The organism is Glycomyces sp. YM15, from assembly GCF_016918015.1.
Lineage (GTDB): Bacteria > Actinomycetota > Actinomycetes > Mycobacteriales > Micromonosporaceae > Glycomyces.
On record NZ_JAERMK010000004.1, the window covers coordinates 121,264 to 142,511 of the forward strand.

Sequence of the window (21,248 nt, forward strand, 5' to 3'; positions counted from 1 at the left end):
CGCGTGGCCGGGCGGTGGGTGATGCGGGCCGGCTGCGCGCGGGGGGGGCGGGGGGCCCCCGGGGCCCCCCCCGGCCTGGCGGGTCAGCTCTTTCGGGTTCTGTTCAGCCCGCTGGCGATGGCGCTGACGAGGGCGCCGTCGCTCGTGTCGCCGGAGAGTTCCCAGGCGAACGCGCCGCCGAGGCCCTGGCTGTCGGCCCAGGCCGTCTTGGTCGCGATCGTGGCCGGGGTGTCGTAACTCCACCATTCGCCGTTGCAGTAGGCGTAAGCGGTGCCGCCGACGGTTCCCGTTGCGGGGCATTTGTTCACGAGGACCTTGTAGTCCTCGATGCCGGCCTCGTAAGTGCCCGTCGCAGGGCCCGTCGCCGATCCTCCCGGCGTCGATTGGGTGACGCCGGTCCAGCCTCTGCCGTAGTACCCGAAGCCGAGCAGGAGTTTCTCGGAGGGGATGCCGAGGGCTTTGAGCTTGGCGATGGCGGTGGCGCCGTCGAAGCCCGCGATCGGCTGTCCGCTGTAGCCGTTCAGCGGCGAGTGGGGGGCGGTCGGTCCGTCCTTGTCCCAGGCGCCGAAGTAGTCGTAGGTCATGACCATGTAGAAGTCGACGTACTGGGCGGCCTTGCCGTAGCCGCCGAGGTCGATCTTGCCGCCCGAGGTGCCGTCGCCGGTGATCGCCGAGGTGACCAGTTCGTCGCCGAACTTGGTTCTCAAGGCGCTCATCAGGTTCGGGTACGCGTTCGTGCCGCTGGCGTCGCAGGTCAGGCCGCAGGCGTTGGGGTATTCCCAGTCGATGTCGATGCCGTCGAACACGCCGTTCCAGCGAGGGTCGTGCAGCAGGTTGTAGCAGGACTCCGCGAAGGCCGCCGGGTTCTGCGCGGCCTGTCCGAAGCCGCCGGAGTAGGTCCAGCCGCCGAAGGACCAGAGGATCTGGAGGTCGGGGTACTTCTCCTTGAGCTTCTTGAGCTGGTTGAAGTTGCCGCGGAGGGGCTGGTCCCAGGTGTCGGCCTTGCCGTCGACCGACTGGTCGGCCGTGTAGGCCTTGTCGATCGCCGCGTACGAGTCGTCCATCGTGCACTGGCCGTTCTTGACGTTGCCGAACGCGTACACGATGTGGGTGAGGTCCTCGGCCGAGCCGGAGGAGACGATGTTCTTGACGTGGTAGTCGCGTCCGTACACGCCCCACTCGGTGAAGTAGGCCGCGTTGATCTTGCCGCCCTGGCCGGGGTCGCCGGTGGGCTGCTCAGTGGGGGTCTCGGTGGGGCTCTCGGACTGGGTGGGGTCGGTGTCGCCGCCGCAGGCGCCCTTGGACTCCCAGACGCCCCATTCGCCGGTGGTGCCGGGGGTCTCGCCCTGGGTCCACCACTTGGCGCGGTACTCCGTGCCGTTGTGGCTGGCGGTGTCGCCGCCGACGTAGACCTTGGACGAGGACCATGCGGCGGAGCAGGCGGTGGCGGCGGAGGCCGTGAAGGGGTTGGCGACGGTGTAGATCACTCCTGCGGTCATCACGGCCAGGGCCGCGGTGAGCGCTGCGATCATCCGTCTCGTTTTCAGTCGTCTCAACGTTCCTCCCGAAAAGTAAAGAGACTTAACTAAAAGGTCTCTTTATCATTGCGGGAACGTCCAATGAAGTCAAGTATCTGGATTGAAAAATTTCAATAGCCCGGTAGGTCTGAAATGGGAGCGTTCTATTGCAACGCAGCGCGACCATTGCCTCCACACTTTCGTTTCGCGCGGCACCGCTACAGTGGTCTGCGAAGGCAGGCAGGGCCAGAGGGGCGGTGGCCTCGCGGCGGCACTCGCGAGTCGAGCGCGGACGCGACGGCACCGCCCCTCGCTCGTCTCCAAAGGGCGCGTGCGCGGTGCGGTGCCTCAGAGCCAGCCGTTGCGCCGGAAGCCGCGGTACAGCAGGACGCAGACGGTCACCATCAGGAGCAGCGCGAACGGGTACCCGATCACCCAGTGCAGCTCGGGCATGTCCTCGAAGTTCATGCCGTAGATCCCCGCGATGATGGTGGGCGCGATGGCGATCGCGGCCCAGGACGAGATCTTCTTCGTGTCCTCGTTCTGCCAGGTGCCGATCTGTCCCTGATGGGCGGTGAGCACGGTCGTCAAGAGGCTCATGCAGGTCTCGATCGCGGCGTCCACGCGGATGAGGCGGCCCGCGACCGTGCCGAATCCCTTGTGCCGCAGTGCGCCCGCGCCGTCGCGCCGCTGCTTGAGCGAACGGGCGAACGGCACGAGCGGGCGTACCGCGTTCTGGAACTCGAGGGTCTCGCGGATGAGGAAGTAGATCTCCTGGTTGCGGTCGATGCGCTCGCCGGAGAAGACCGCGCGCTCGAGGTCGCCCACGTCGTCGGCGAGATCCTCGACCGCGCCGTCGTACTGCTCGACGATCGCGTCGAACAGGGCGTGGACGAGCCCCGGCAGGCCCTCGGCGCGGAACTCGGGTTCGGCGGCGTAGCGGCGGCGGACGCCGGGAACGGGATCGACGACGCCGCGGCGGACGGTCACGAGCGAGCGGCCGTCGCTGTAGAAGGTGAGGTCGCCGGTCTCGACCTGCCGGGTCTGCTCGATGTACCAGACGGTCTTCACGAGGACGAGCACCGCGTCTCCGACGGTCTCGACCTTGGGGCGTCGGTGGATCGGGTGCGCGGGGTCGGTGCTGAAGCGGTCGAGTCCGAGGGCCTCGAGAGCGGCGTTGAGCAGTTCGGAGTCGGGGGCGTCGAGCTCGACCCAGACGAAAGTGCCCTCGGAAGCCGCGGCCGCGCGGAGGTCCTCGGCGCTGCCGCGCTCGTCCACGGCCCCATCGGGACCGATCACGGTGTACTCGATCATCCGCACCTCCGATCTCGGCTCGCGGCAATTGCCGTCCACAACCCCCGCCCACCACTAGAGGGGAAGCGAGTCGTCTGCCGCGATCATGTCGCGCCCGACCGACGAAAACCGCCGCCGAACGAACCCTAGCGGCCGAAGTTCACCGGATCGAGTGAAATCCGAGTCTCGGAGCCGATCGAGTGCGAGAGCGGGTCGGTGAGGGCGAACGGCCCGGCCGTGCGAGCGATCGGGATCGGGATCGGGTGAAGAGTGGGGCCGGCGAACGGCTCGGGCGCTCAGGCGATCCGGCTCGAGCGGACGACCGGCGCCGTTCCCCGCTCAGGACTCGTAGACGATCCGGTGCGCCGCGTCGTGGGCGCGGCGGGTGAGCCTGCGGTAGTGGTTGAGGAACCGCTCGGTGTCCTCGCCGAAGCCGAGGGTCTGCGCCAGCGCCGCGAGTTCGGGGCCCGAACGCGGCAGGTCGTCGCGCGGGACGCCCCGCGCGAGCGTCATGTCGTTGCGCACCCGTGACACGAACTCCCAGGCCTCGCGCAGCGCCGCCAGGTCGTCGCGACTCAGGTACCCGGCCACTGCGGCGGCCTCCAATGCCGGCACCGTCCGCGTCGTGCGCAGCGAGACGTCGGCCCCGTGTTCGAGCTGCAGCAGCTGCGCGGTCCACTCGATGTCGACCAGTCCCCCGCGGCCGAGTTTGGTGTGGCCGTTGGGGTCCGCGCCTCGCGGCAGCCGCTCCGAGTCGACGCGGGCCTTCACCCGCCGGAACTCGATCCGCTCGGCTTCGGTCAGCCCGCCGGGCCGGTACCGGACCTTGTCCGCGAACGCGATCCAGGCCTGGCACAGGTCCGGATCTCCGGCGACCGGCCGCGCCCGCAGCAGCGCCTGGCGCTCCCACAGTCTCGCCCGGTCCGCGTAGTACCGCTGGTACGCGGCGAAACTCGGCGCGATCGGGCCGCCCTTGCCCTCGGGCCGCAGGTCGAGATCGATCTGGAGTGGAGGGTCGGCGGTCGGGGCGGCGAGGAGGGTGCGCACCGATTCGACGATCTTGGTGGCAGCCCTCGGGGAGCCTTCGCCCTCTCCGGTGTGGATGAATACGACGTCGGCGTCGGAGCCGAAGCCGGTCTCCCGTCCTCCCAAGCGGCCCATGCCGATCACGGCGATCGGCGGGGCGTCGGGGACGTCTCGTGAGGCGATGTGGAGGGCCGCGTCGAGCACCGAGTCGGTGAGGTCGGTGAGCGCGAGGCCGACAGCCTGGTCGTCGAGGAGCCCGAGGAGGTCGGCGGCGGCGACGCGGATGAGCTCGCGGCGGCGGATCGCGCGCACCGCGCCGATCGCGGCGGCCGGCTCGGCGTGCCGCGCGGCGGCCTGGCTCATGCCCATCGCGAGTTCGGCGCGCGAGCGCGGCGTGAGGTCGGCGTTGTCCGAGAGGTACCGAAGCGATTGCGGCACATGGAGCAGCAGACTGGTGAAGTAGCGGGAGGTGCCGAGGAGCCGGGCGAGGCGCACCGCCGCCGGGCCGCCGTCACGCAGCAGCCGCAGGTACCAAGGGGTGGAGCCGAGCTTGTCGGAGACCTGCCGGTACGCGAGGAGCCCTCGGTCGGGTTCGGGCGAGTCGGCGAGTTCGTGGAGCACGACCGGCAGCAGGGCCTTCTGCACTGTGGCCGTGCGGGAGACGCCGGCGGTGAGCTGCTTGATGTGGGTGAGCGCGCTCGCGGGGTCGGCGAAACCGAGCACGGCCAGACGCGAGGCGGCCTCGGATTCGGTCATGCGCAGTTCGTGGGTGGGCACGCGCGTCACGGCATCGAGCAGCGGCTTGTACAGCAGTTTCTCGTGCAGGCGGCGGGCGGTGGCCGCGTGGGCGCGCCACGCCGCGAGGAACGCCTCCTCGGTCTTGTAGCCGAGGGTCCGGGCGAGGTGGTGGAGCGGTTCGCCGCCTTCGGGGACCCGGTGGGTGCGCAGCAGCCGCTGGAGCTGCAGTCGGTGTTCGACGGTGCGCAGGAAGACGTAGGTGTCGGCGAGCTCGTCGCCGTCGCGCCGGGAGAGGAAGCCCGCGGCCACGAGGACTTCGAGTGCTTCCAATGTGGATCGGACGCGGAGGGTCGCGTCGCCGCGGCCGTGCACGAGTTGGAGCAGCTGCACCGCGAACTCGATGTCGCGAAGGCCTCCCGGGCCGAGTTTGATCTCGAAGCGGCGCTCGGCGCTCGGCACCGACTCGGCGACCTTGCGGCGCATGTCGCGGATGTCGGCGACGACGCCGGGCCGGTCGGCCGCGCCCCAGATGAACGGCTGCACGGCCGCGAGCCAGTCGAGCCCGAGCTGCAGGTCACCCGCGGCGGGCCGGGCCTTCAAGAGCGCCTGGAACTCCCAGGTGCGGGCCCAGTCCTTGAGATAGGCGAGGTACGAGTCGATCGAGCGCACGAGCGCGCCGTGGCGGCCCTCGGGCCGCAGCCCCGCGTCGACGGGCCAGGTCGCGGGCCCGACGATCTGGATCATACGGGCGGCCCGCCGGGTGGCGAGGTCGAGGTCGCCGTCGGCGACGAACACCACGTCCACATCGGACACATAGTTGAGCTCTTCCGCGCCGGTCTTGCCCATGGCGACGACCGCGAGCCTGGTCTCACCGGGGAGGTCTTCGCGGGCGAGTTCGAGGCCGCGGGCGAGCACCGCGTCCGCCAGGCGGGACAGGGCGGCCGAGGTGGCGCGCAGGTCCGTTCCGCCGGTGAGGTCGCGCGCGGCGATCCGCAGCAGGTTCGTCTTCCACGCGGCGTTGAGCTCGAACGCGCCCGCCTCGCGGATGCGCGCGAGCCCGGACTCCTCGTCCTCGGTGAGCGCGGCCTCCGTCTCGGGGTGGGCGCGCATGAAGTCGCCCAGCGCGTTGCTCGCCTCGATGACGGCGAGTCGTGCCTCGTCAGTGTTCGCGCTCTTCTCCGATTCAGGCATCGAGTACCGGCAGCGCCTTCCGCTCGCCCGCGGTGACGCGCGCGAACCGCTGGAGGATCGGCTTCCAGGTGGCGACGATGTGCTCGTCCACCGCCGCGGCCTTCGCGAGGGCGGCCTCGTCGAAGGCGCCGAAGCCCGCGAGCTGCTCGGGGGTGAACTCGAAGTGGGACTGGACGCCCCAGGCGGTGTCGCCGATGCGGAAGACCTCGAGTGCACCCTGCGGGGAGGCCGCGAGGAGCGTGGCCTCCGGCGGGAGTTCGACGAGCTCCTGGCGACGCCAGCGGATCACGTCGAGGGTCATCGGCGCGGGGCCGAAGATGAGGTCGCGTCCGGCGGCGTCGCGCTTGGCGAGCATCCGGGGCCCGAAGGGCTCATCGCGATCCTCGACGGTGCCGCCGAAGGCGGTGGCGAGCATCCGCGAGGAGGAGCAGACGGCGAAGACGGGGGTGGTGTCGGCGACCGCGGTCTCCATGAGCCCGGTGAGGTCGTCGGCCCAGTCCTTGCCGCGGCCGCCGCCGAGGGCGATGAGGGCGTCGTGCCCCCCGGCGGAGTTCGGCACGGCCTCACCGAGGTGGGGCCGCACCGTGTCGAATTCCATACCGGCTTCGGCGAGCCATGAGGCGGCCCGCCCGAGCCCTTGCGCGGGATCGTTCTCGACGACGAGTGCGGTGGTCACTCCCCCATGCTAATCCGTCGCGTGATCGCCACGTCGCGCTCCACCGCCACCGCCCGTCCGGGTCGGCGGCGGCAGGTGCGCGGCCCGGCGCCCGCGCGGCGGATTCGATAACGATTCGGTCGCTTTTGTGTCGAAAGCCGTTGCGCGCGTGCGAAACAGTTTTGGTTCTTCGCCAATTCGCCGCCGCCCGAGACTCCGCGGGGGCCTCGTCCCCGCAGGTGGGAAACCCAGCAATCACGAATCGATATTCACACGTGCACATATAGTGCGTTCGAGTGGTTAACCGATGTTTCAGAGAACTGTGCTAAATATTGCCTTCTTCTCGGATCATTCCCCCACCCACCAGGAGATCCCTTGACCGACACCGAATCCGGGGAGCGCTCTCACAACAGCTCCTGCGGCAACGTCTCCGTCATCACCGCCCCCGGGCGGTTCCCCGAGATCGCGCTCGCCGACGGCGCCGAACGCCTGTACACCCGCGATCTGGCCGAGCTCATCGCGACGACCGCCCGCGCCGCCGCCGACGCCGACCGGGCCGCCGCCCCCGCACCCGAAGCCGCGCCATCGGTCGAGGACACGATCGCCGTGCTCGCCGGACTGCGCGGCGACCTGCGCGACAAGGGCCTGCAGGCGACCATCGAGCAGCGACGGGACGAGGCCGTTCCCCCCGGCGAACGCGACCACCGCGACGAGCGGCTCACCGGCGGCCCGACCGGTCTGGCCATGCCCCCCTTCGCCGACGAACTCCTGTCCGACTCCATCGCACTGCTGGAGCGCTTCAGCAAGCGGCCGCCGGGCAGCGGGAAGGACGACCAGAACCCCGAGCCCACGGGCACCGCCAAGAGCGAGAGCAAGCTCGTCGCCATCGAGTCCACCATGGCCTACCCCATCGCGAGCGTCTGGCTGAGCAAGCGCGCCTTCGAGATCGGCCCGAGGGCCCTCACCCGGGAGTTGAACGAGACCGCCGCGGCGGCCGCCGCCGACCTGGCGACCCGGGAGGACGACTACTTCTCCGGCCTCGGCCTCCCCCTCAGCCCCGGCGACCTCACCCCGCTCGCCGAGGAGAACCAGGCCCGGAGCGACCGGGCCTCGCAGGACCTCGCCACGCTCCAGGACCAGCAACGCCACATGACACGACTGTTCAACCAGGGAGGCTACTTTGCCTGAGATCGACGGCGCCCGCATCGACCGGCTCGGCGACGACATCGAGCGCGAAGTCGGCGACATCCTCGTCGAGGCCAACGAGATCATCCCCGTGTTCCGCACCCTCGACCAGACGCTCTACACCTCCGTCGACGTCTCGCTCGCGGTCGCCTACACGCTCGCCACCAGCTACATGAGCTCCATGGTGCAGGGCGCCGCGGAGTGCTTCACGGGACTCAACGAAGACCTGACCGCGTCCGTGCAGGCCTGGAACGACGCCGACGACGCCGCCGCCAAGGACCTCACCTGACCACCGCCCCGCCTCCCTGAGGAGCTTCACCGCATGTCCTACACCGCCCCGGATCCCGCGCAGTTCGCCGGAATGGAACAGGCCTACTCGTACATGGCGCCCCTGGCCGCCGTCCAGATCGTCATGCCCGCGTTCACCTTCGCGGGACCCACCACCCAGATCTCCCGCATCATCTACATGAACCAGTGCAATCCCGGCCTCATCATGCAGGTCGGCGCCTCCTGGCTCCAGCTCGCCGAGAAGTACCTGGCCGCCAGCGCGAAACTCAAGGAGAAGACCGGCGAGATCACCGAGCAGGACTGGTCGGGCGACGACCGCACGGCCTTCGACGACAAGGCCGACAAGATGGACGCCCAGCTCGTCATCATCGCCGCCTTCGCAATGCACGTGGGCATCTCGCTGTTCATCATCGCCGCGATGCTCGCCGTCATGGTCCCCCTCATGCTCGCCGTCGCCACCTCGCTCATGGCGCTGTCGGTCTTCTACCTGGCCGTCAAGTTCGTTCCCGTCATCGGGTTGGCGGTGTCCGAGAACGTCCGCGTCATCGCCACCACCGTCGGCATGAGCTGCCTGGCCGTGCTCGAGACCCTCGACAAGGCGATCACCGCGGCCGCGCAGACGCTGGCGGCCTTCATCGGCGGCAACATGACCGCCTCCTGGGGCGCGCTGGCCTCGAAGGGCAACATGATCAACCCCCTGGACACGATCGGCTCGACCGGGTTCAGCCTGCTCCAAGGGCTCTCGCAGATGGCGCTGCGCAACCTCATGGCCCCCGGCCGCACCGGCACCGGCACCATCGGCAAGTTCTCCCCCAAACTCGACGGGATGCTGGCGAAGGGGAACCCCGCCCTGACCAACTTCACCGGCGGCCAGGGCGTCTACAACATCGGCAACAACATCAACGGCGACGTCAACCCCGAAGGCGACGCCGAGCGATGGGACCGGCAGACCGGCGTCGACTTCGGCGGCCTCGACTTCATGCCCAACACCTTCGAGGAGCGGGCCCGCGAGGACGACACCGCTCCCCAGTGGCGCGACCCCGACGAATACCCCGAGGACGAGGCGGAGGAAGCCTGAGCATGGCCGAGAGAACGATCGACCCCGAAGCCCTGGAGGAGTACCGAGCGGTCATCCGCGAGCAGCTCGACCTCCTCGACGCCATCGTCGGCAGGCTCGAGAACGGGCAGCCGCTCGGCCGCCTGCCCGCGTTCGGCCAGCTCGACGGCGCCGTGAGCGCCCGGCAGCACTACACGACCTTCCACGAGACGACCTGGACCAACCTGCAGAACCTGCGCGAATCCCTGCACGGCATGATCACCACCCTCAACGACTCCGCGGAGCTCGCCGAGGAGGCCGACACGGACGCCGAAGCCGAAATGCTGGACTATGAGTCGCAGCTCTGACCGGTCCCGGCGCGCGCCCCACAGCCGCGGCGCCCTCGCGGCGGCCGTACTCGCGGTGACGCTGGCCGCGACCGCCGCCTGCGGCGGCGAAGCCCCCGCCACCGGCGACACGCCGCCCGGATCGCTGGCCGTGATGTCCGATTGGGACGGCTGCGACGTGTTCGCCGACCTCGCGGCGATCCAGGACCGCCTGGGCGTCACCGCGATCGACGGCGAGCTCCAGAGCGACGGCCTGGGCGAAGGCATCGACGCCGAGGCCGCCGGCTGCTCCGGACTGTTCGACCTGGCCACCTTCGAGGACACCCAGGGGACGTTCGAATACCGGTCCACCGGGGACGCCGCCGTCCGCGCCGGACTCGCCCCCTGGAGCACCGAGGCCGAAGCCGAGGCGAACTTCTCCGACCGCGTCGACCAGCGCCGCCGGAACCTTCCCGGCATCGACTACCTCGACGAGGTCGAAGGCGCACTCGGCGGCGCATGGGACGAGAGCCTCACCATCACCGCCGAGACCGAGCACCGCACCTACCTGGACGTATACGGCCGGTACGGGTCATGGGTCGTCTACGTGTCCGTCGACTACCTGCACGATCCCGGCGTCGGCGCCTACGAGTCCGCCCCCGAGTTCTACCCGGACTCCAGCGCCGAGCAGCTCGCCGTGTACCCCTTCACAACCGCACAGTTCACCGACTGGCTCGCGCAGGAGCACCTGCCGCAGATCCAGACCGACATCCTCGACCGAGCCGGAGGCGAGTAGCGGCCATGGCCGAAGCAGACGACTTCGAACGCACTGAGTACGGCAAGACGACCGAGGGCATGACCGGCTCTCAATACCAGGTGGCCGAGAACGCGCTCCTGGTCCAGCCGCAATGCGGCACCGACTCCTGCACCTGCAAGACCGAGGAGCCGGCCGAGGCGGCCTGGGTCAAACTCATGTCGGCCGTCCCCCAAGCGAACCAGATCAACAACCTGCGGGCCGCCCGCGAGGGCACCATGATGCTCCCGGAGGGCCAGACCATCCAGTCCATGGTCTCCTCGATCCGGCCTCAGCCCGAGGCCGACTACGCCCTCGACACCATCCGCGACGAGTGGAAGGACTTCTACGAGGACTTCCGCGTCATCGGGCCGAAGCTCCAGCAGGGCCTCACGGCCCTGTCGAGCGCTTGGAAGGGCGACGATTTCGACGCGTTCGAAGAGCAGGCCGAGACCGTCGTCAAGAACTGCCAGACCCTCCAGGACGACATCGGCGGCGAGGACGGGACCGAGGGGATCATCAAGATCCTGGACGACAAGCAGCTGGAGATCTTCGAGCAGCAGGGCGGGACCGCGTGCGTCTACCCGGCGCCGAAGTTCTACATGGAGGGCACCTCCTGCGGTTCGCACCGCATCCACATCAGGCCCCCGTTCTTCAAGAACTGCGTGATCGAGGCCAACGACGAGATCAAGCACGCCGTCGAGCTGGCCGGATTCGACCCGACCGTGGTCGACGAGGTCCAGGAGGGCCGCCAGTCCACCTACGACCGGTGGATGGAGTACGTCACCGCCAATCCCGACTACGAGCAGAACGGGCTCAAAGGCGAGGCGCTGGCGCGGTCGAAGGCCGACGAGTACGCCGACCGGCAGCTGGTCGCCATGGGCGCCAAGGGCTCCGATCAGCTCGAGGAGCAGGCCGCGATCGTCAACGAGGAGGTGACCGAGCGGCACTCCAATGTGGAGGCGCAGGTGACCGAGATCCAGCCCGACGCGAAGCCGAGCGAGCCCACGACCTTCAACGACGGCCAGACCGACCTCCCCGACACCGGCGGGCTCGACATCGGCGACGGCGGCAGCGGCATGCCCGACCTCGGCGGCGGCGGTGGCGACCTGGACGGGATGGGCAAACCCGAGGACCTCACCAGCCTCAGCACGGACGGCCTCGGCGGTCCGGGCGGCCAGTCCGGCGGCGGACCCACCCCCGACGCGTACAGCGGCGGCGACCTCGGCGGCCTCGACGAGGAGAACCCGTTCTCCTCCGGCGTGACCGACCCCGACGACCTCGGCGGACAGCCGCACGGATCGTACGGCGGCCCGGACCTGTCGACCACCGGCGGCAACCCGCCGGGGTACACCGGCAGCACCCCGGGCGAGTACACCGGCGGCGGCGACCTCGGCGGCCTCGACGACGACCCGTGGACCTCGAGCGAACTGCCCGATCCGGACGACGTGAGCGGCGGTCTCGCCTCCGGCGGCGGCGGCCAGATCCCCGGCGGTGTCGGGGGACCCAACAGCCTCGGCGGCGGAGGCACGGGGCTCAACCCGCCCGTGGGGCTCGGCGGAGTCGGCGGACGCACGCCCTCCACGCCGGCCGTCCGCGGGTTGACGACCGGAGCCAGCGGTCACACTTCCAAGCGTCCCAGCAGCATCGGCGGCGGGCTCAGAGGCGGATCGGGGTCGGCTCCCGGCGGCGGCCGGACCCCGAGCGGTCTCGGCGGCGGAGTCGGACGCGGCGCGGGCGGCATGGGCAGCGGAGCCGGAGCCGGACGCAGTGCGGGCGGAATCGGCGGCGCGGCCGGTCGCACCGCCGGCGCCGCGGGCGCCGGTGCGCACGGCATGGCGCCCGGCGTCGGCGCCAGGGGCGCCGGCGCCAACGAGGAGACGAAAGGCACCGAGACCTGGCTCGTGGAGGAGGACGACGTCTGGGGCGGTATGCCCGAAGACGAGGACGACGACCCCTACGCGTAGGCCGCGCCCTGGTCGGATCCCGGCCCTCCCGGCGAGGCGGCGAAGCCCGCGCCGGGCCGGGATCCGCTCCGCGACCAGCGTTCAGGTGCGGGCGGCCGCACCTGAACGCCTCCGCTCACGACTCGGGCCGGGGGGGGGGGGCCGGGGGGGGGGGGGGGGCGGCCGGGGGGCCGGGGCCGGCGGCGGGGGTGTGGCGCCCCGGCGGGCCCCGCGCCGGGCCCGGCGGGGGCCGCCCGGCCCGTCGCTTCGTGTATCCCCCTCAGGAGGGGAGGCGGTCACAGGTTGATGTACCGCTTGCGTTCGAGAGGCGTCACGAACGTGCGGTAGTCCTCCCACTCCTGGCGCTTGTTCTTCAGGAAGTAGTCGAACACGTGCTCGCCGAGGACCTCGGCGACGAGCTCGGAGGACTCCATCTTGTCGAGGGCCTCGGAGAGGTTCGCCGGGAGCGGCTGGTAACCGGCGGCGGTGCGCTCGGCGCTGGTGAGCGCCGAGACGTCGTCCTCGGTGCCCGGGGGCAGCTCGTAGCCTTCTTCGATGCCTTTGAGGCCGGCGCCGAGGAGCACGGCGTAGGCGAGGTACGGGTTGGTCGCGGAGTCGAGCGAGCGGATCTCGACGCGGGCCGAGTTCGGCTTGCCGTAGGCCGGGACGCGCACGAGCGCGGAGCGGTTGGCCTTGCCCCAGGAGACGTACGAGGGCGCCTCCGAGATCTGGCCGGGCTGCGGGCTGGTGAACAGGCGCTTGTACGAGTTGACCCACTGGTTGGTGATCGCGGTGTACTCGGGCGCGTGGCGCAGGAGCCCGGCGATGAAGGCCTTGGCGGTCTTGGAGAGCCGCTGCTCGTCGCCCGGGTCGTGGAAGGCGTTGTCCTCGCCTTCGAAGAGCGAGAGGTGGCTGTGCATGCCGGAGCCGGGCTGCGTGTTGTACGGCTTGGGCATGAAGGAGGCGGTGACGCCGGAGGTCAGCGCCACTTCCTTGATGGTGTGCCGGAACGTCATGATGTTGTCGGCGGTGGTGAGCGCGTCCGCGTAGCGGAGGTCGATCTCCTGCTGGCCGGGGGCCACCTCGTGGTGCGAGAACTCGACGGAGATGCCGATGCGCTCGAGGGCGAGGATCGCCTGGCGGCGGAAGTCGCGGGCCACGGAGTGCGTGGTGTGGTCGAAGTAGCCGCCGTCGTCGACGGGCTCGGGCTTGGCGCCGGTCTCCGGGAAGATGTCCTTGAACAGGAAGAACTCGATCTCGGGGTGCACGTAGAAGGTGAACCCGCGGTCGGCGGCCTTGGAGAGCGCGCGGCGCAGCACGTGGCGCGGATCGGCCCAGGACGGTGCGCCTTCGGGGGTGAGGATGTCGCAGAACATGCGGGCGGACTCGCCGATGCCGCGGCCCTCGAACGGGAAGACCTGGAACGTGGTCGGGTCGGGCATGGCGACCATGTCCGACTCGTAGACGCGCGCGAAGCCCTCGATGGCGGAGCCGTCGAAGCCGATGCCCTCGTCGAAGGCGGATTCGAGCTCGGCGGGCGCGACGCTCACGGACTTGAGCGTGCCGAGGACGTCCGTGAACCACAGCCGCACGAAGCGGATGTCGCGTTCTTCGAGCGTGCGAAGCACGAACTCCTTCTGGCGTTCCATGGTGTGTCCTCCTAGGTCCTGGGGCCGCAATTGTCTCACCTGTTTATGTCACCGACGTTAACCGGACTTGGCGAGCGTGCGAGGCATAACCGTGCTCCGCGGATGGCTGCCGAAACGTGAGGCTGGGTACATTGGTGAGCATGTTCGCAGGCGAGATCAAAGAGTTGTGGCGCTACCCCGTCAAGGGGCTTCGGGGCGAGTCGCTCCGGTCGGCGGTGATCGATTTCGACGGGCTGGCCGGCGACCGGCTGTTCGGGCTGTTCGAGCCGGGCTCGGACAAGTCGGTGTGGGGCGGCAGCCACCCGAAGCTGATGGGCTGGGAGGCGGCCTGGCCCGCGCAGTGCGGCTGCGCCGACGCGGTGTCGGGCGAGCCGGTGCTGTACGAGCCGGGCGGGGCCGCATGGGGCGCCGACGAGGCCGGGCTCCCCGAGCGGCTGGCCGAGACCGTCGACGCCGAGAAGGGCGTCGAACTGCGGAAGGTCAAACGCGACTACGGCCGCATCCTGGTGGTCTTCGAGGCCAGCGTGCGGAGGCTGAGCGAGCAGCTGGGCCGCGAGATCGAGGCCTCCCGGTTCCGACCGAACGTGATCGTGGACGCCGACCTGGCGCCGTTCGCCGAGTACGCGATCGAACGCGGCACCGGGATCCGGCTGGGCGACCACGAGTTCACGGTGCAGAAGCCGTGCGAGCGGTGCGTGCTCCCGAGCTGGGACCCGGCCGGGGCCAATGTGCGCGACATGGAGCTGCACAAGCACATCATCACCGAATTGGACAACCACTTCGGCATCTACCTGCGGATCAGCGATCCGGTGACGGTCAAGGTCGGCGACGCGATCGCCGCGTGAAGCGCCGCTGAACGAAAGGACGCCCTGAGCCGGGGATCGGTCGGCTCAGGGCGCAGTCCCAGCATAAAGCGTGGGTGCGACAAGCTGGGTTCACGCGCTGCGCTTCCCGGCGGACGTCACTCGCGCTCGGTCACCCAGCGGTGGATGAACGGGTACAGCTCCTCAAGGGACACAGCCGAGACCGTGGCGCGCGGCCACGGCCGCCCGTAGTGGTCGATGTACGCGGTCGCGCAGCCGCGGTCGGCGGCGGGCGCGAGGTCGTTGCGGGGGATGTCGCCGATGCTCAGCAGCGCCTCGGCGGGGCGCTCTTCCAGCAACTCGTCGATGATCGCGTCGAGGCCTTCGGGCTTTCCGGCGTCGCCTATCACGTGATCGAAGAGACCGTCGAGCCCCAGTCGCTCCAGGGTGTCCTCCAGTCCCGCGGCGGGGGCGTTCGTCACCAGCGCCACCTCCACGCCGCGCGGCAGGCTCCAGATGAACTCCTGGAAGCCCTTCGGGGCCCAGATCTCGAAATCGCCGGCGGCCATGCGCTTGCGCGTCTCGACGTAGGCGTCGTGGCGGATCGCCTCGTCGACGCCGTACTCGCCCGCGAGGCGGCGCACCGCGTTGTCGGCGTCGTAGGCGTCGAAAGTGGAGGCGGTCGTGGGCTTGCCCGCGACGAACGCGGCGTGCGCGGCCAGGAAGGCGCGCTCGTCCGCGGCGTCGAGGTGGGAGGCCACGAGACGGGCGTAATGGGTCGCGTGCTCGGAGCCGAGCCGCACGGTGCCGTCGTAGTCGAACAGCAGGATCGCGTCGTTCACGTACTGAGACGCTACGCGAAAGGTCGCCTCGCCCAAAGGGCAAGGCGACCAGACTCACGACTTATTCGAAGCTGTGGGCCTTCGTGGGGAACTCCCCGGACCGCACCTCGTCCGCGAACGCCTTCGCGGCGTCCTGCAGCACGTCCGCGACTTCGGCGTAGCGCTTGACGAACCGCTGCGGGCGGCCGCGCCGGAGACCGGCCATGTCCTGCCAGACGAGGACCTGCGCGTCCGTGTCGGGCCCGGCCCCGATGCCGACCGTCGGTATGGGCAGCTGCTTGGTGATCTCGGCGGCCACCGAGGAGGTGACCATCTCCAGGACCACGGCGAACGCGCCCGCCTCGGCCACGGCGTGCGCGTCGGCCTCGACCTCGGCCGCTTGGGCGTCGCGGCCCTGCACGCGGTAGCCGCCCACCGCGTGCTCGCTCTGCGGCGTGAACCCGATGTGGCCCATCACCGGGATGCCCGCGTTGGTGAGGGCCCGGATCTGGGCGGCCATGCGGCGCCCGCCTTCGAGCTTGACCGCGTGGGCCCCGGCCTTCATGAACCGCACGGCGGTCTCGAGGGCCTGGGCCGGACCGGTCTCATAGGACCCGAACGGCAGGTCGGCGATGACGAGCGTCCGCTGGGTCGAGCGGGCGACGGCCGCGACCAGCGGCACGAGCTCGTCGACCGAGACCTGGAGGGTCGTCTCGTAGCCGTAGACGTTGTTGGCCGCCGAGTCGCCGACGAGCAGCGCCGGGATGCCGGCCTCGTCGAAGAGGGCGGCCGTGTACATGTCGTAGGAGGTCAGCATCGCCCATTTCTCGCCGCGCTCTTTGGCTTCGACGAGGTGGCGGGTGCGGACGCGCTTGACGTTCTTGCCCGGCCCGTACAGGCTCGGGATCTCGTCAGGGGAAGAATTCGATGAGGACGTCATCGTCGGTGCTCCAGAATCTCCTCGTGGCCGGCTGCGCCGGTCCCCGGGTAATACCGATCCAAACTAACGCTCATCGATGTCCCTGTCATCCGGCGAAGCGCTTGCTGTGACAAATTCCCCCGCTCGGCCGAGCTTGCGAGCCGCGAATCGGCACGGCTACGCGCCCCCGCTGCGCTTCCCACGGCCGGGCTTCCCACGGAAGTGGTTGGTGATCGGCAGGCGCCGGTCGCGGCCGAACGACTTCACGGTGATCTTCGTGCCCGGAGCGGACTGGCGGCGCTTGTACTCGGCGCGGTCCACCAGCCCGGCGATCCGCTCGACGACCTCGGCGGGGTAGCCCTGCTCGACGAGGTCCTCGCGTCCCGCGTCGCCGTCTACATAGCCGACGAGGATGCCGTCGAGCACCGCGTAGTCCGGCAGCGAATCGGAGTCGAGCTGGTCGGGCCGCAGCTCCGCGCTCGGCGGCTTCATGATGATGTTCTCGGGGATCGGCTCGGTCTCGCCGAGGCTGCGGGCCTTCTCGTTGCGCCAGTTCGCGAGCTCGTAGACGAGGGTCTTCAGCACGTCCTTGATCGGCGCGAAGCCGCCGCAGGAGTCGCCGTACAGCGTCGAGTAGCCCACGGCGTACTCGCTCTTGTTGCCCGCCGCGAGCACCAGGTGCCCGTGCTGGTTCGACAGCGACATCCAGATCACGCCGCGCACGCGGGCCTGCAGGTTCTCCAGGGCGAGACCCGAGACGGCTATCTCCGAGAGGTACGCGTCGACGATCGGCTGGATCGGCTCCACGACGTGGGTGATGCCGCAGCGCGCCGCCAGGTCGGCGGCGTCGTCGAGCGAGTGCTGCGACGAGAACTGGCTCGGGTTCGCGACCGTGTAGACGCGATCGCCGCCGATCGCGTCGCGGGCGAGGACGGCGGTGACCGCCGAGTCGATGCCGCCGGAGAGGCCGATGAGCACCGACGGGAAGCCGTTCTTGTTCACGTAGTCGGCCAGGCCGAGGCGCAGGGCCTCCCAGACCTCCTCGTGGCGGCTGAGCTCGGGCGCGAACGACGGCTCGATGCGCGTCTCAAGGGCCTTCGGCTCGGCGGAGAGGACGTGGAGCGAGGTGCTCATGAGCGACGAGGAGTGATTCGCGATGTCGCGACCGGACGAGGCCGGGCATTCGACATCGGTGACGAGCAGCTCCGAGGCGAAGCGCTTGGCGCTGGAGAGGATCGTGCCGTCGGCGGCGCAGATCATCGAACCGCCGTCGAACACCAGGTCGTCCTGGCCGCCCACGGTGTTCAGGTACGCGATCGGCGCGCCCAGCCCGGCGGCCCGCTCCTTGACGACCGCGAGCCGCCGCTCGTGCTTGCCCTGTTCGTAAGGCGAGGCGTTGATGTTGACCACGAGGCCCGCGCCGGCCTCTTCGGCGACGGTGAACGGCACGCCGCCCCACACGTCCTCGCACACGGTGAACGCCACGTCGACCCCGCCGATGCGCGCGAGGTGCAGTTCGTGGCCCGCGACGAACCAACGGTCCTCATCGAACACCCCGTAGTTCGGAAGATGGTGCTTGTAGTAGCGGAACAGGACCTTGCCGTCCTGAAGCAGCGCCAAGGCATTGCGGATGCCGTGACCTGTGGTCGAACCGATGGGTCCGTCCGCGTCCAGATATCCGACGGCGACGGGCAGCGATCCGTTCCCGTCCGCGGCGATCTCTTCGGCGAGGCGGACGAGGCGGTCGCGGCTGGCTTCCACGAACGAGTGGCGCAGCGCGAGGTCCTCGACCGGGTAGCCGGTGAGGGACTGCTCGCCGGTCGCGAGCAGGTGCGCCCCGGCGGCCGTGGCCGCGGAGGCGGCCCGGCGGACGAGGTCGGCGTTGTGGTCGAGGTCGCCCACGATGGGGTTGTCCTGGGCGAGTGCGATTCGGAGCGTCGGCATACGCCTATTCTTCCGCGCCCGCGGTCCTCCCGTCACGGGAGTTCCGGGAAGTGGTCTGGATCAGAGTGAGCGGACCAGCAGGACCGCGGAGAGCACGAGACCGTAGACGACGATCGCGATCCGCAGCGGCCGTTCGGGAATCCGCTGGAACACCCGAGCGCCGATGTACCCGCCGATGAACGTCGCGGGCACCAGTACGCCGATCGCCCCCCACGCGACGTCGGCCCAGACCCCGTACATGACGCTGGTGACGACGCCGACGAGCATGGTGCAGAAGTTCTTCAGCGCGCCCACGCGGCCGAGCGTCTCGGAGACGCCCATGGCGATCACGGCCATGAGGATCAGGCCGAGGGCCGCGTTGAAATAGGAACCGTAGAGGCACCCGGCGAACACGCCGATGTGGAGGACCACCGGATGGAGCGCGCGGCCGCCGTTGAGTTCGGTCACCCTCCGGTTGACCCACGGGCCGATCGCCATGAGCAGCGTCGCCGCCAGCACCAGGAACGGCACGATCGACTCGAACACCGAATGCGGCGTGTTCAGCAGCAGCAGCGCGCCGCAGACCGACGCGACCAGCGCGGTGGGGATGAGCATCAGCGCCCGGCGCTTCTGGCCGCGGAGGTTCTCGTGTGAGCCGACCGCGGCGGCCGCGTAGGCGGGTGCGACCGCGATGCCGTTGGTGGCGTTCGCCTGGAGCGGCGGCACCCCCACGGCCATCAGGGTCGGGTAGGTGATGAGCGAGCCGCCTCCGGCAACGGCGTTGAGCCCGCCGCCGACGAGGCCGGCGAGAAGCAGGGCGGAGACCTGGAGCAGATTCATGACTCAGGCAGCGTACGCTTGAGCGCTGGAACGAGATGGCCAGGCGGTCGCGGCGGATGCGGGAGACCACATCCGGCGAGGAACGTCCGGGCTCCACAGGGCAGGGTGGTTGCTAACGGCAACCCGGGGCGACCCGCGGGACAGTGCCACAGAAAGCAGACCGCCGGTCTTCGGGCCGGTAAGGGTGAAACGGTGGTGTAAGAGACCACCAGCGCCGTCGGTGACGGCGGCGGCTCGGTAAACCCCACCCGGAGCAAGGTCAAGAGGAGCCGTGAGGCTCTGCGCGGAGGTTCGAGGGCGGCCCGCCCGAGCTCGCAGGAGCGCCTTCGCGGGTAGACCGCTCGAGCGCGTCAGCGATGGCGCGCCTAGATGGATGACCGCTCAACGACAGAACCCGGCGTATCGGCCATCTCGTTCCCAGTTGCCGCACGGCAGGATGGCCGTATGCAGATCTCCGCGTTCTCCTCGCCCGGCGGTGGCGCCCCGAATGAGGATCATTTCGTGGTCTCGGCCGAGTCGGCGGTGGTGCTCGATGGCATCACCCGGTATCCGGACGACGGTTGCGTTCATGACGTGCCCTGGTACGTGCGGCGGCTCGGGGCTGCGGTCGAGCGGCGGATCGGGGTGGTGGGGAACGGGTTGCGGCGGGTGCTCGCGGAGGCGATCGCGGCGACCGGCGAATCGCACGGTGCGGCCGGGACCTGCGATCTGGGCAATCCCGTGACGCCGGGGTCGACGGTGGGGATGGTCCGGCGTGAGGGGGATCGGCTCGGTTGGCTGCTCCTCGGCGATTGCACGGTGGCCTGGCGTGATCGCGAGGGCCGGGTCGGGTTCCGGTCGGACGACCGGTTGGCGCGAATCGCCGGTGTGCCGGCCGAGTCGGTGGGCGGGGTGCGGCGCTGGCCGGTCGCGTTTGTCGAGTCGGTGCGGAATCGTGAGGACGGGTACTGGGTGGCGGCCGCCGATTCCAGGGCCGCTTCGCAGGCGCTCAGCGGGTCGCTGGCGTTGCGCGAGGTGAGCGAGGTACTGCTCTGCACCGACGGGTTGACGCGGCTCGTCGACCGGTACGGCTACTCGTGGCCGGAGTTGTTCGAGCGGGTCGCGGACGGCGGTGTCGAGGGCCTGGTCGAGCTCGTCAGGGAGTGCGGGGAGCGGGATACACGGCTCCACCCGGAGGCGAAGCGGCATGACGACGCGACCGGGGTGCACGTGCGGTTCTAGTCCGCCAGCGGGCCGAGTTCGTAGTGGGCCAGGAGTTTCGCGGTGGCGCGGGTCATCTCGGGGAGGTTGTCGACGGAGTGCCAGCCGGCGTCCCAGACTTCGTGGCCGTCGACGAGGATCTGGGTGGTCTCGGGGTCGCGTTCGAGGTGGAAGACGTTGTCGACCCAGCGGCCGGAGGTGTGGACGACCGCGCAGGGGTTCGCGGGGACGAGCTCGTCGAGTTCGGCCTCGATGCCGGTCTCCTCGGCGAGTTCGCGGCGGGCCCCTTCGATGGGCTGCTCGAGGCGGTTGAGCAGGCCCGCGGGGAGGGACCAGCGCTTCCCGGGTGGCTGGCGCAGCATGAGCAGGCGCTCGCGAGGCTCGTCCATGACGAGGACGACGGAGCCGAGCGTGTACGTGGGCGTGGCGATCCGCACGATCCGGCGCCGCATCGGGTGCGGCAGGTTGTAGAACACCACTCCGGCGAGGCGCCGCAGCAGCGGCGCCTTCCGGCGCTGCACAGAGGGAGTCACCGCCACACCCTACCCAGAAGGTCCGATCGCGCCTGCGGGTGGCGTGGCGAACCCCTTGGGGCGCGGGAGGACACGACGACGGCCCGGCGCCGAAGCGCCGGGCCGTCGTGCGGAGCGTGTTACTGCGGGCCGAGCTTGCGCGTGCCCGTGTAGTACTCGAACGTCAGGCCGCCCACGGCGAACAGGATCGCGACGCCGCCCGCGGTTATGAGCCACGGGAGCCAGAACACGACGCCCACACCGGCGAGCACGGCGGTGAGCGCCAGGCCCAGCGGCCAGTACGAGCCGGGGCTGAAGAAGCCGACCTCGCCCGAGACGTCGGAGATCTCGCCGTCGGGGCGGTCCTCCGGGCGCGGGTCGATGCGGCGGGAGATCACCCAGAACACCAGCCACACCATGCCGGTCAGCAGACCGGAGAAGATGAGGGCGACGGTGCCGACCCATTCGACCTGGTTCGGCACGCCGTAGGCCGGGTTGTCGTTGATCCAGGTGACGTATCCGTAGATGGCCGCGAAGATGAACATCGAGATCATCACGATGAAAAAGAGGCGGTTCTCGGTCTTCAT

At 70.0% G+C, this 21,248-nt stretch carries 19 protein-coding genes and 1 other RNA gene; 9 read left to right on the forward strand and 11 right to left on the reverse strand.

Annotated elements, in window-relative coordinates; all coding sequences use genetic code 11:
* Nucleotides 1–83 precede the first annotated feature (83 nt).
* The 4 genes from JHY01_RS06230 to JHY01_RS06250 form a co-directional block, all read right to left on the reverse strand.
* The gene (locus tag JHY01_RS06230) at nt 84–1,532 is read right to left on the reverse strand and encodes a glycosyl hydrolase family 18 protein (RefSeq protein WP_240192456.1); all 1,449 of its coding nucleotides are present in this window, start codon (nt 1,530–1,532) and stop codon (nt 84–86) included.
* A 333-nt stretch (nt 1,533–1,865) separates the two neighbouring features.
* Complete coding sequence (locus JHY01_RS06240) at nt 1,866–2,831, reverse strand: magnesium and cobalt transport protein CorA (RefSeq protein ID WP_205324747.1); 966 nt, start codon at nt 2,829–2,831, stop codon at nt 1,866–1,868.
* Between the two features lie 318 nt (nt 2,832–3,149).
* Complete coding sequence (locus JHY01_RS06245) at nt 3,150–5,765, reverse strand: bifunctional [glutamine synthetase] adenylyltransferase/[glutamine synthetase]-adenylyl-L-tyrosine phosphorylase (protein WP_205324748.1); 2,616 nt, start codon at nt 5,763–5,765, stop codon at nt 3,150–3,152.
* Nucleotides 5,758–6,441 carry a type 1 glutamine amidotransferase gene (locus tag JHY01_RS06250; protein WP_205324749.1) on the reverse strand — a complete coding sequence of 228 codons (684 nt, stop codon included), beginning with the start codon at nt 6,439–6,441 and terminating at the stop codon, nt 5,758–5,760. The genes JHY01_RS06245 and JHY01_RS06250 overlap by 8 nt, the downstream gene beginning before the upstream one ends.
* Nucleotides 6,442–6,795: 354 nt before the next feature.
* Here JHY01_RS06250 and JHY01_RS06255 point away from each other — a divergent pair, with 354 nt between their 5' ends.
* Genes JHY01_RS06255 through JHY01_RS06280 form a run of 6 tightly spaced genes read left to right on the forward strand, consistent with a single transcriptional unit; the run spans nt 6,796 to nt 12,015 of the window.
* Nucleotides 6,796–7,608, forward strand: a complete 813-nt coding sequence (locus JHY01_RS06255) for a hypothetical protein (RefSeq protein WP_205324750.1) — start codon at nt 6,796–6,798, stop codon at nt 7,606–7,608.
* A complete protein-coding gene (locus JHY01_RS06260; protein ID WP_205324751.1) occupies nt 7,601–7,894 on the forward strand; it encodes a hypothetical protein in 294 nt (97 codons plus the stop codon). Before JHY01_RS06255 ends, JHY01_RS06260 begins: the two co-directional genes overlap by 8 nt.
* A gap of 33 nt (nt 7,895–7,927) precedes the next feature.
* On the forward strand, nt 7,928–8,971 hold the full coding sequence (locus tag JHY01_RS06265) for a hypothetical protein (protein ID WP_205324752.1): 1,044 nt from the start codon (nt 7,928–7,930) through the stop codon (nt 8,969–8,971).
* Nucleotides 8,972–8,973: 2 nt separating this feature from the next.
* Entirely contained in the window at nt 8,974–9,297 is a 324-nt protein-coding gene (locus JHY01_RS06270; protein WP_205324753.1) for a hypothetical protein, read from the forward strand.
* Entirely contained in the window at nt 9,281–10,051 is a 771-nt protein-coding gene (locus JHY01_RS06275) for a hypothetical protein (protein WP_205324754.1), read from the forward strand. The genes JHY01_RS06270 and JHY01_RS06275 overlap by 17 nt, the downstream gene beginning before the upstream one ends.
* Before the next feature lie 5 nt (nt 10,052–10,056).
* Entirely contained in the window at nt 10,057–12,015 is a 1,959-nt protein-coding gene (locus JHY01_RS06280) for a hypothetical protein (protein WP_205324755.1), read from the forward strand.
* A gap of 275 nt (nt 12,016–12,290) precedes the next feature.
* On the opposite strand, the gene glnA is transcribed toward JHY01_RS06280, so the two are convergent.
* Entirely contained in the window at nt 12,291–13,643 is a 1,353-nt protein-coding gene (glnA, locus tag JHY01_RS06285) for a type I glutamate--ammonia ligase (protein ID WP_205324756.1), read from the reverse strand.
* Between the two features lie 140 nt (nt 13,644–13,783).
* On the opposite strand from glnA, the gene JHY01_RS06290 reads away from it, so the two are divergent.
* Nucleotides 13,784–14,488 (forward strand): MOSC domain-containing protein, encoded by a 705-nt coding sequence (locus JHY01_RS06290; protein WP_205324757.1) that lies wholly within the window; start codon nt 13,784–13,786, stop codon nt 14,486–14,488.
* Between the two features lie 116 nt (nt 14,489–14,604).
* Here JHY01_RS06290 and JHY01_RS06295 read toward each other — a convergent pair whose 3' ends face one another.
* From JHY01_RS06295 to JHY01_RS06310, 4 genes are all read right to left on the reverse strand, one after another.
* Nucleotides 14,605–15,288 (reverse strand): HAD family hydrolase, encoded by a 684-nt coding sequence (locus tag JHY01_RS06295; RefSeq protein ID WP_205324758.1) that lies wholly within the window; start codon nt 15,286–15,288, stop codon nt 14,605–14,607.
* Nucleotides 15,289–15,349: 61 nt separating this feature from the next.
* Nucleotides 15,350–16,207, reverse strand: coding sequence for a 3-methyl-2-oxobutanoate hydroxymethyltransferase (panB, locus tag JHY01_RS06300; protein WP_205324759.1), 858 nt, complete (start codon nt 16,205–16,207; stop codon nt 15,350–15,352).
* Between the two features lie 156 nt (nt 16,208–16,363).
* Complete coding sequence (locus tag JHY01_RS06305; RefSeq protein WP_205324760.1) at nt 16,364–18,130, reverse strand: NAD+ synthase; 1,767 nt, start codon at nt 18,128–18,130, stop codon at nt 16,364–16,366.
* 60 nt (nt 18,131–18,190) lie between these two features.
* Nucleotides 18,191–18,949, reverse strand: coding sequence for a sulfite exporter TauE/SafE family protein (locus JHY01_RS06310; RefSeq protein WP_205324761.1), 759 nt, complete (start codon nt 18,947–18,949; stop codon nt 18,191–18,193).
* 31 nt (nt 18,950–18,980) lie between these two features.
* Between JHY01_RS06310 and rnpB the strand changes: the two genes are divergently transcribed.
* Together rnpB and JHY01_RS06320 are read left to right on the forward strand one after the other, a co-directional pair.
* An RNA gene (gene rnpB / locus JHY01_RS06315) (RNase P RNA component class A) lies at nt 18,981–19,367 on the forward strand.
* A gap of 26 nt (nt 19,368–19,393) precedes the next feature.
* Nucleotides 19,394–20,170, forward strand: coding sequence for a protein phosphatase 2C domain-containing protein (locus JHY01_RS06320; protein ID WP_240192458.1), 777 nt, complete (start codon nt 19,394–19,396; stop codon nt 20,168–20,170).
* On the opposite strand, the gene JHY01_RS06325 is transcribed toward JHY01_RS06320, so the two are convergent.
* Nucleotides 20,167–20,670: an NUDIX hydrolase gene (locus tag JHY01_RS06325; RefSeq protein ID WP_374199505.1), complete on the reverse strand. Its 504-nt coding sequence runs from the start codon at nt 20,668–20,670 to the stop codon at nt 20,167–20,169. The two genes, JHY01_RS06320 and JHY01_RS06325, sit on opposite strands and share 4 nt — an antisense overlap.
* 131 nt (nt 20,671–20,801) lie before the next feature.
* Entirely contained in the window at nt 20,802–21,248 is a 447-nt protein-coding gene (locus tag JHY01_RS06330) for a cytochrome c oxidase subunit 4 (protein ID WP_205324764.1), read from the reverse strand.

Excerpts from the sequence above, each read along its gene's own strand:
- JHY01_RS06230 (WP_240192456.1), bottom strand. The coding sequence starts at position 1,532 with ATGATCGCAGCGCTCACCGCGGCCCTGGCCGTGATGACCGCAGGAGTG.
- JHY01_RS06240 (WP_205324747.1), bottom strand. The coding sequence starts at position 2,831 with ATGATCGAGTACACCGTGATCGGTCCCGATGGGGCCGTGGACGAGCGC.
- JHY01_RS06245 (WP_205324748.1), bottom strand. The coding sequence starts at position 5,765 with ATGCCTGAATCGGAGAAGAGCGCGAACACTGACGAGGCACGACTCGCC.
- JHY01_RS06265 (WP_205324752.1), top strand. The coding sequence starts at position 7,928 with ATGTCCTACACCGCCCCGGATCCCGCGCAGTTCGCCGGAATGGAACAG.
- JHY01_RS06270 (WP_205324753.1), top strand. The coding sequence starts at position 8,974 with ATGGCCGAGAGAACGATCGACCCCGAAGCCCTGGAGGAGTACCGAGCG.
- JHY01_RS06275 (WP_205324754.1), top strand. The coding sequence starts at position 9,281 with ATGAGTCGCAGCTCTGACCGGTCCCGGCGCGCGCCCCACAGCCGCGGC.
- JHY01_RS06280 (WP_205324755.1), top strand. The coding sequence starts at position 10,057 with ATGGCCGAAGCAGACGACTTCGAACGCACTGAGTACGGCAAGACGACC.
- glnA (WP_205324756.1), bottom strand. The coding sequence starts at position 13,643 with ATGGAACGCCAGAAGGAGTTCGTGCTTCGCACGCTCGAAGAACGCGAC.
- JHY01_RS06290 (WP_205324757.1), top strand. The coding sequence starts at position 13,784 with ATGTTCGCAGGCGAGATCAAAGAGTTGTGGCGCTACCCCGTCAAGGGG.
- panB (WP_205324759.1), bottom strand. The coding sequence starts at position 16,207 with ATGACGTCCTCATCGAATTCTTCCCCTGACGAGATCCCGAGCCTGTAC.
- JHY01_RS06305 (WP_205324760.1), bottom strand. The coding sequence starts at position 18,130 with ATGCCGACGCTCCGAATCGCACTCGCCCAGGACAACCCCATCGTGGGC.
- JHY01_RS06310 (WP_205324761.1), bottom strand. The coding sequence starts at position 18,949 with ATGAATCTGCTCCAGGTCTCCGCCCTGCTTCTCGCCGGCCTCGTCGGC.
- JHY01_RS06320 (WP_240192458.1), top strand. The coding sequence starts at position 19,394 with ATGCAGATCTCCGCGTTCTCCTCGCCCGGCGGTGGCGCCCCGAATGAG.
- JHY01_RS06330 (WP_205324764.1), bottom strand. The coding sequence starts at position 21,248 with ATGAAGACCGAGAACCGCCTCTTTTTCATCGTGATGATCTCGATGTTC.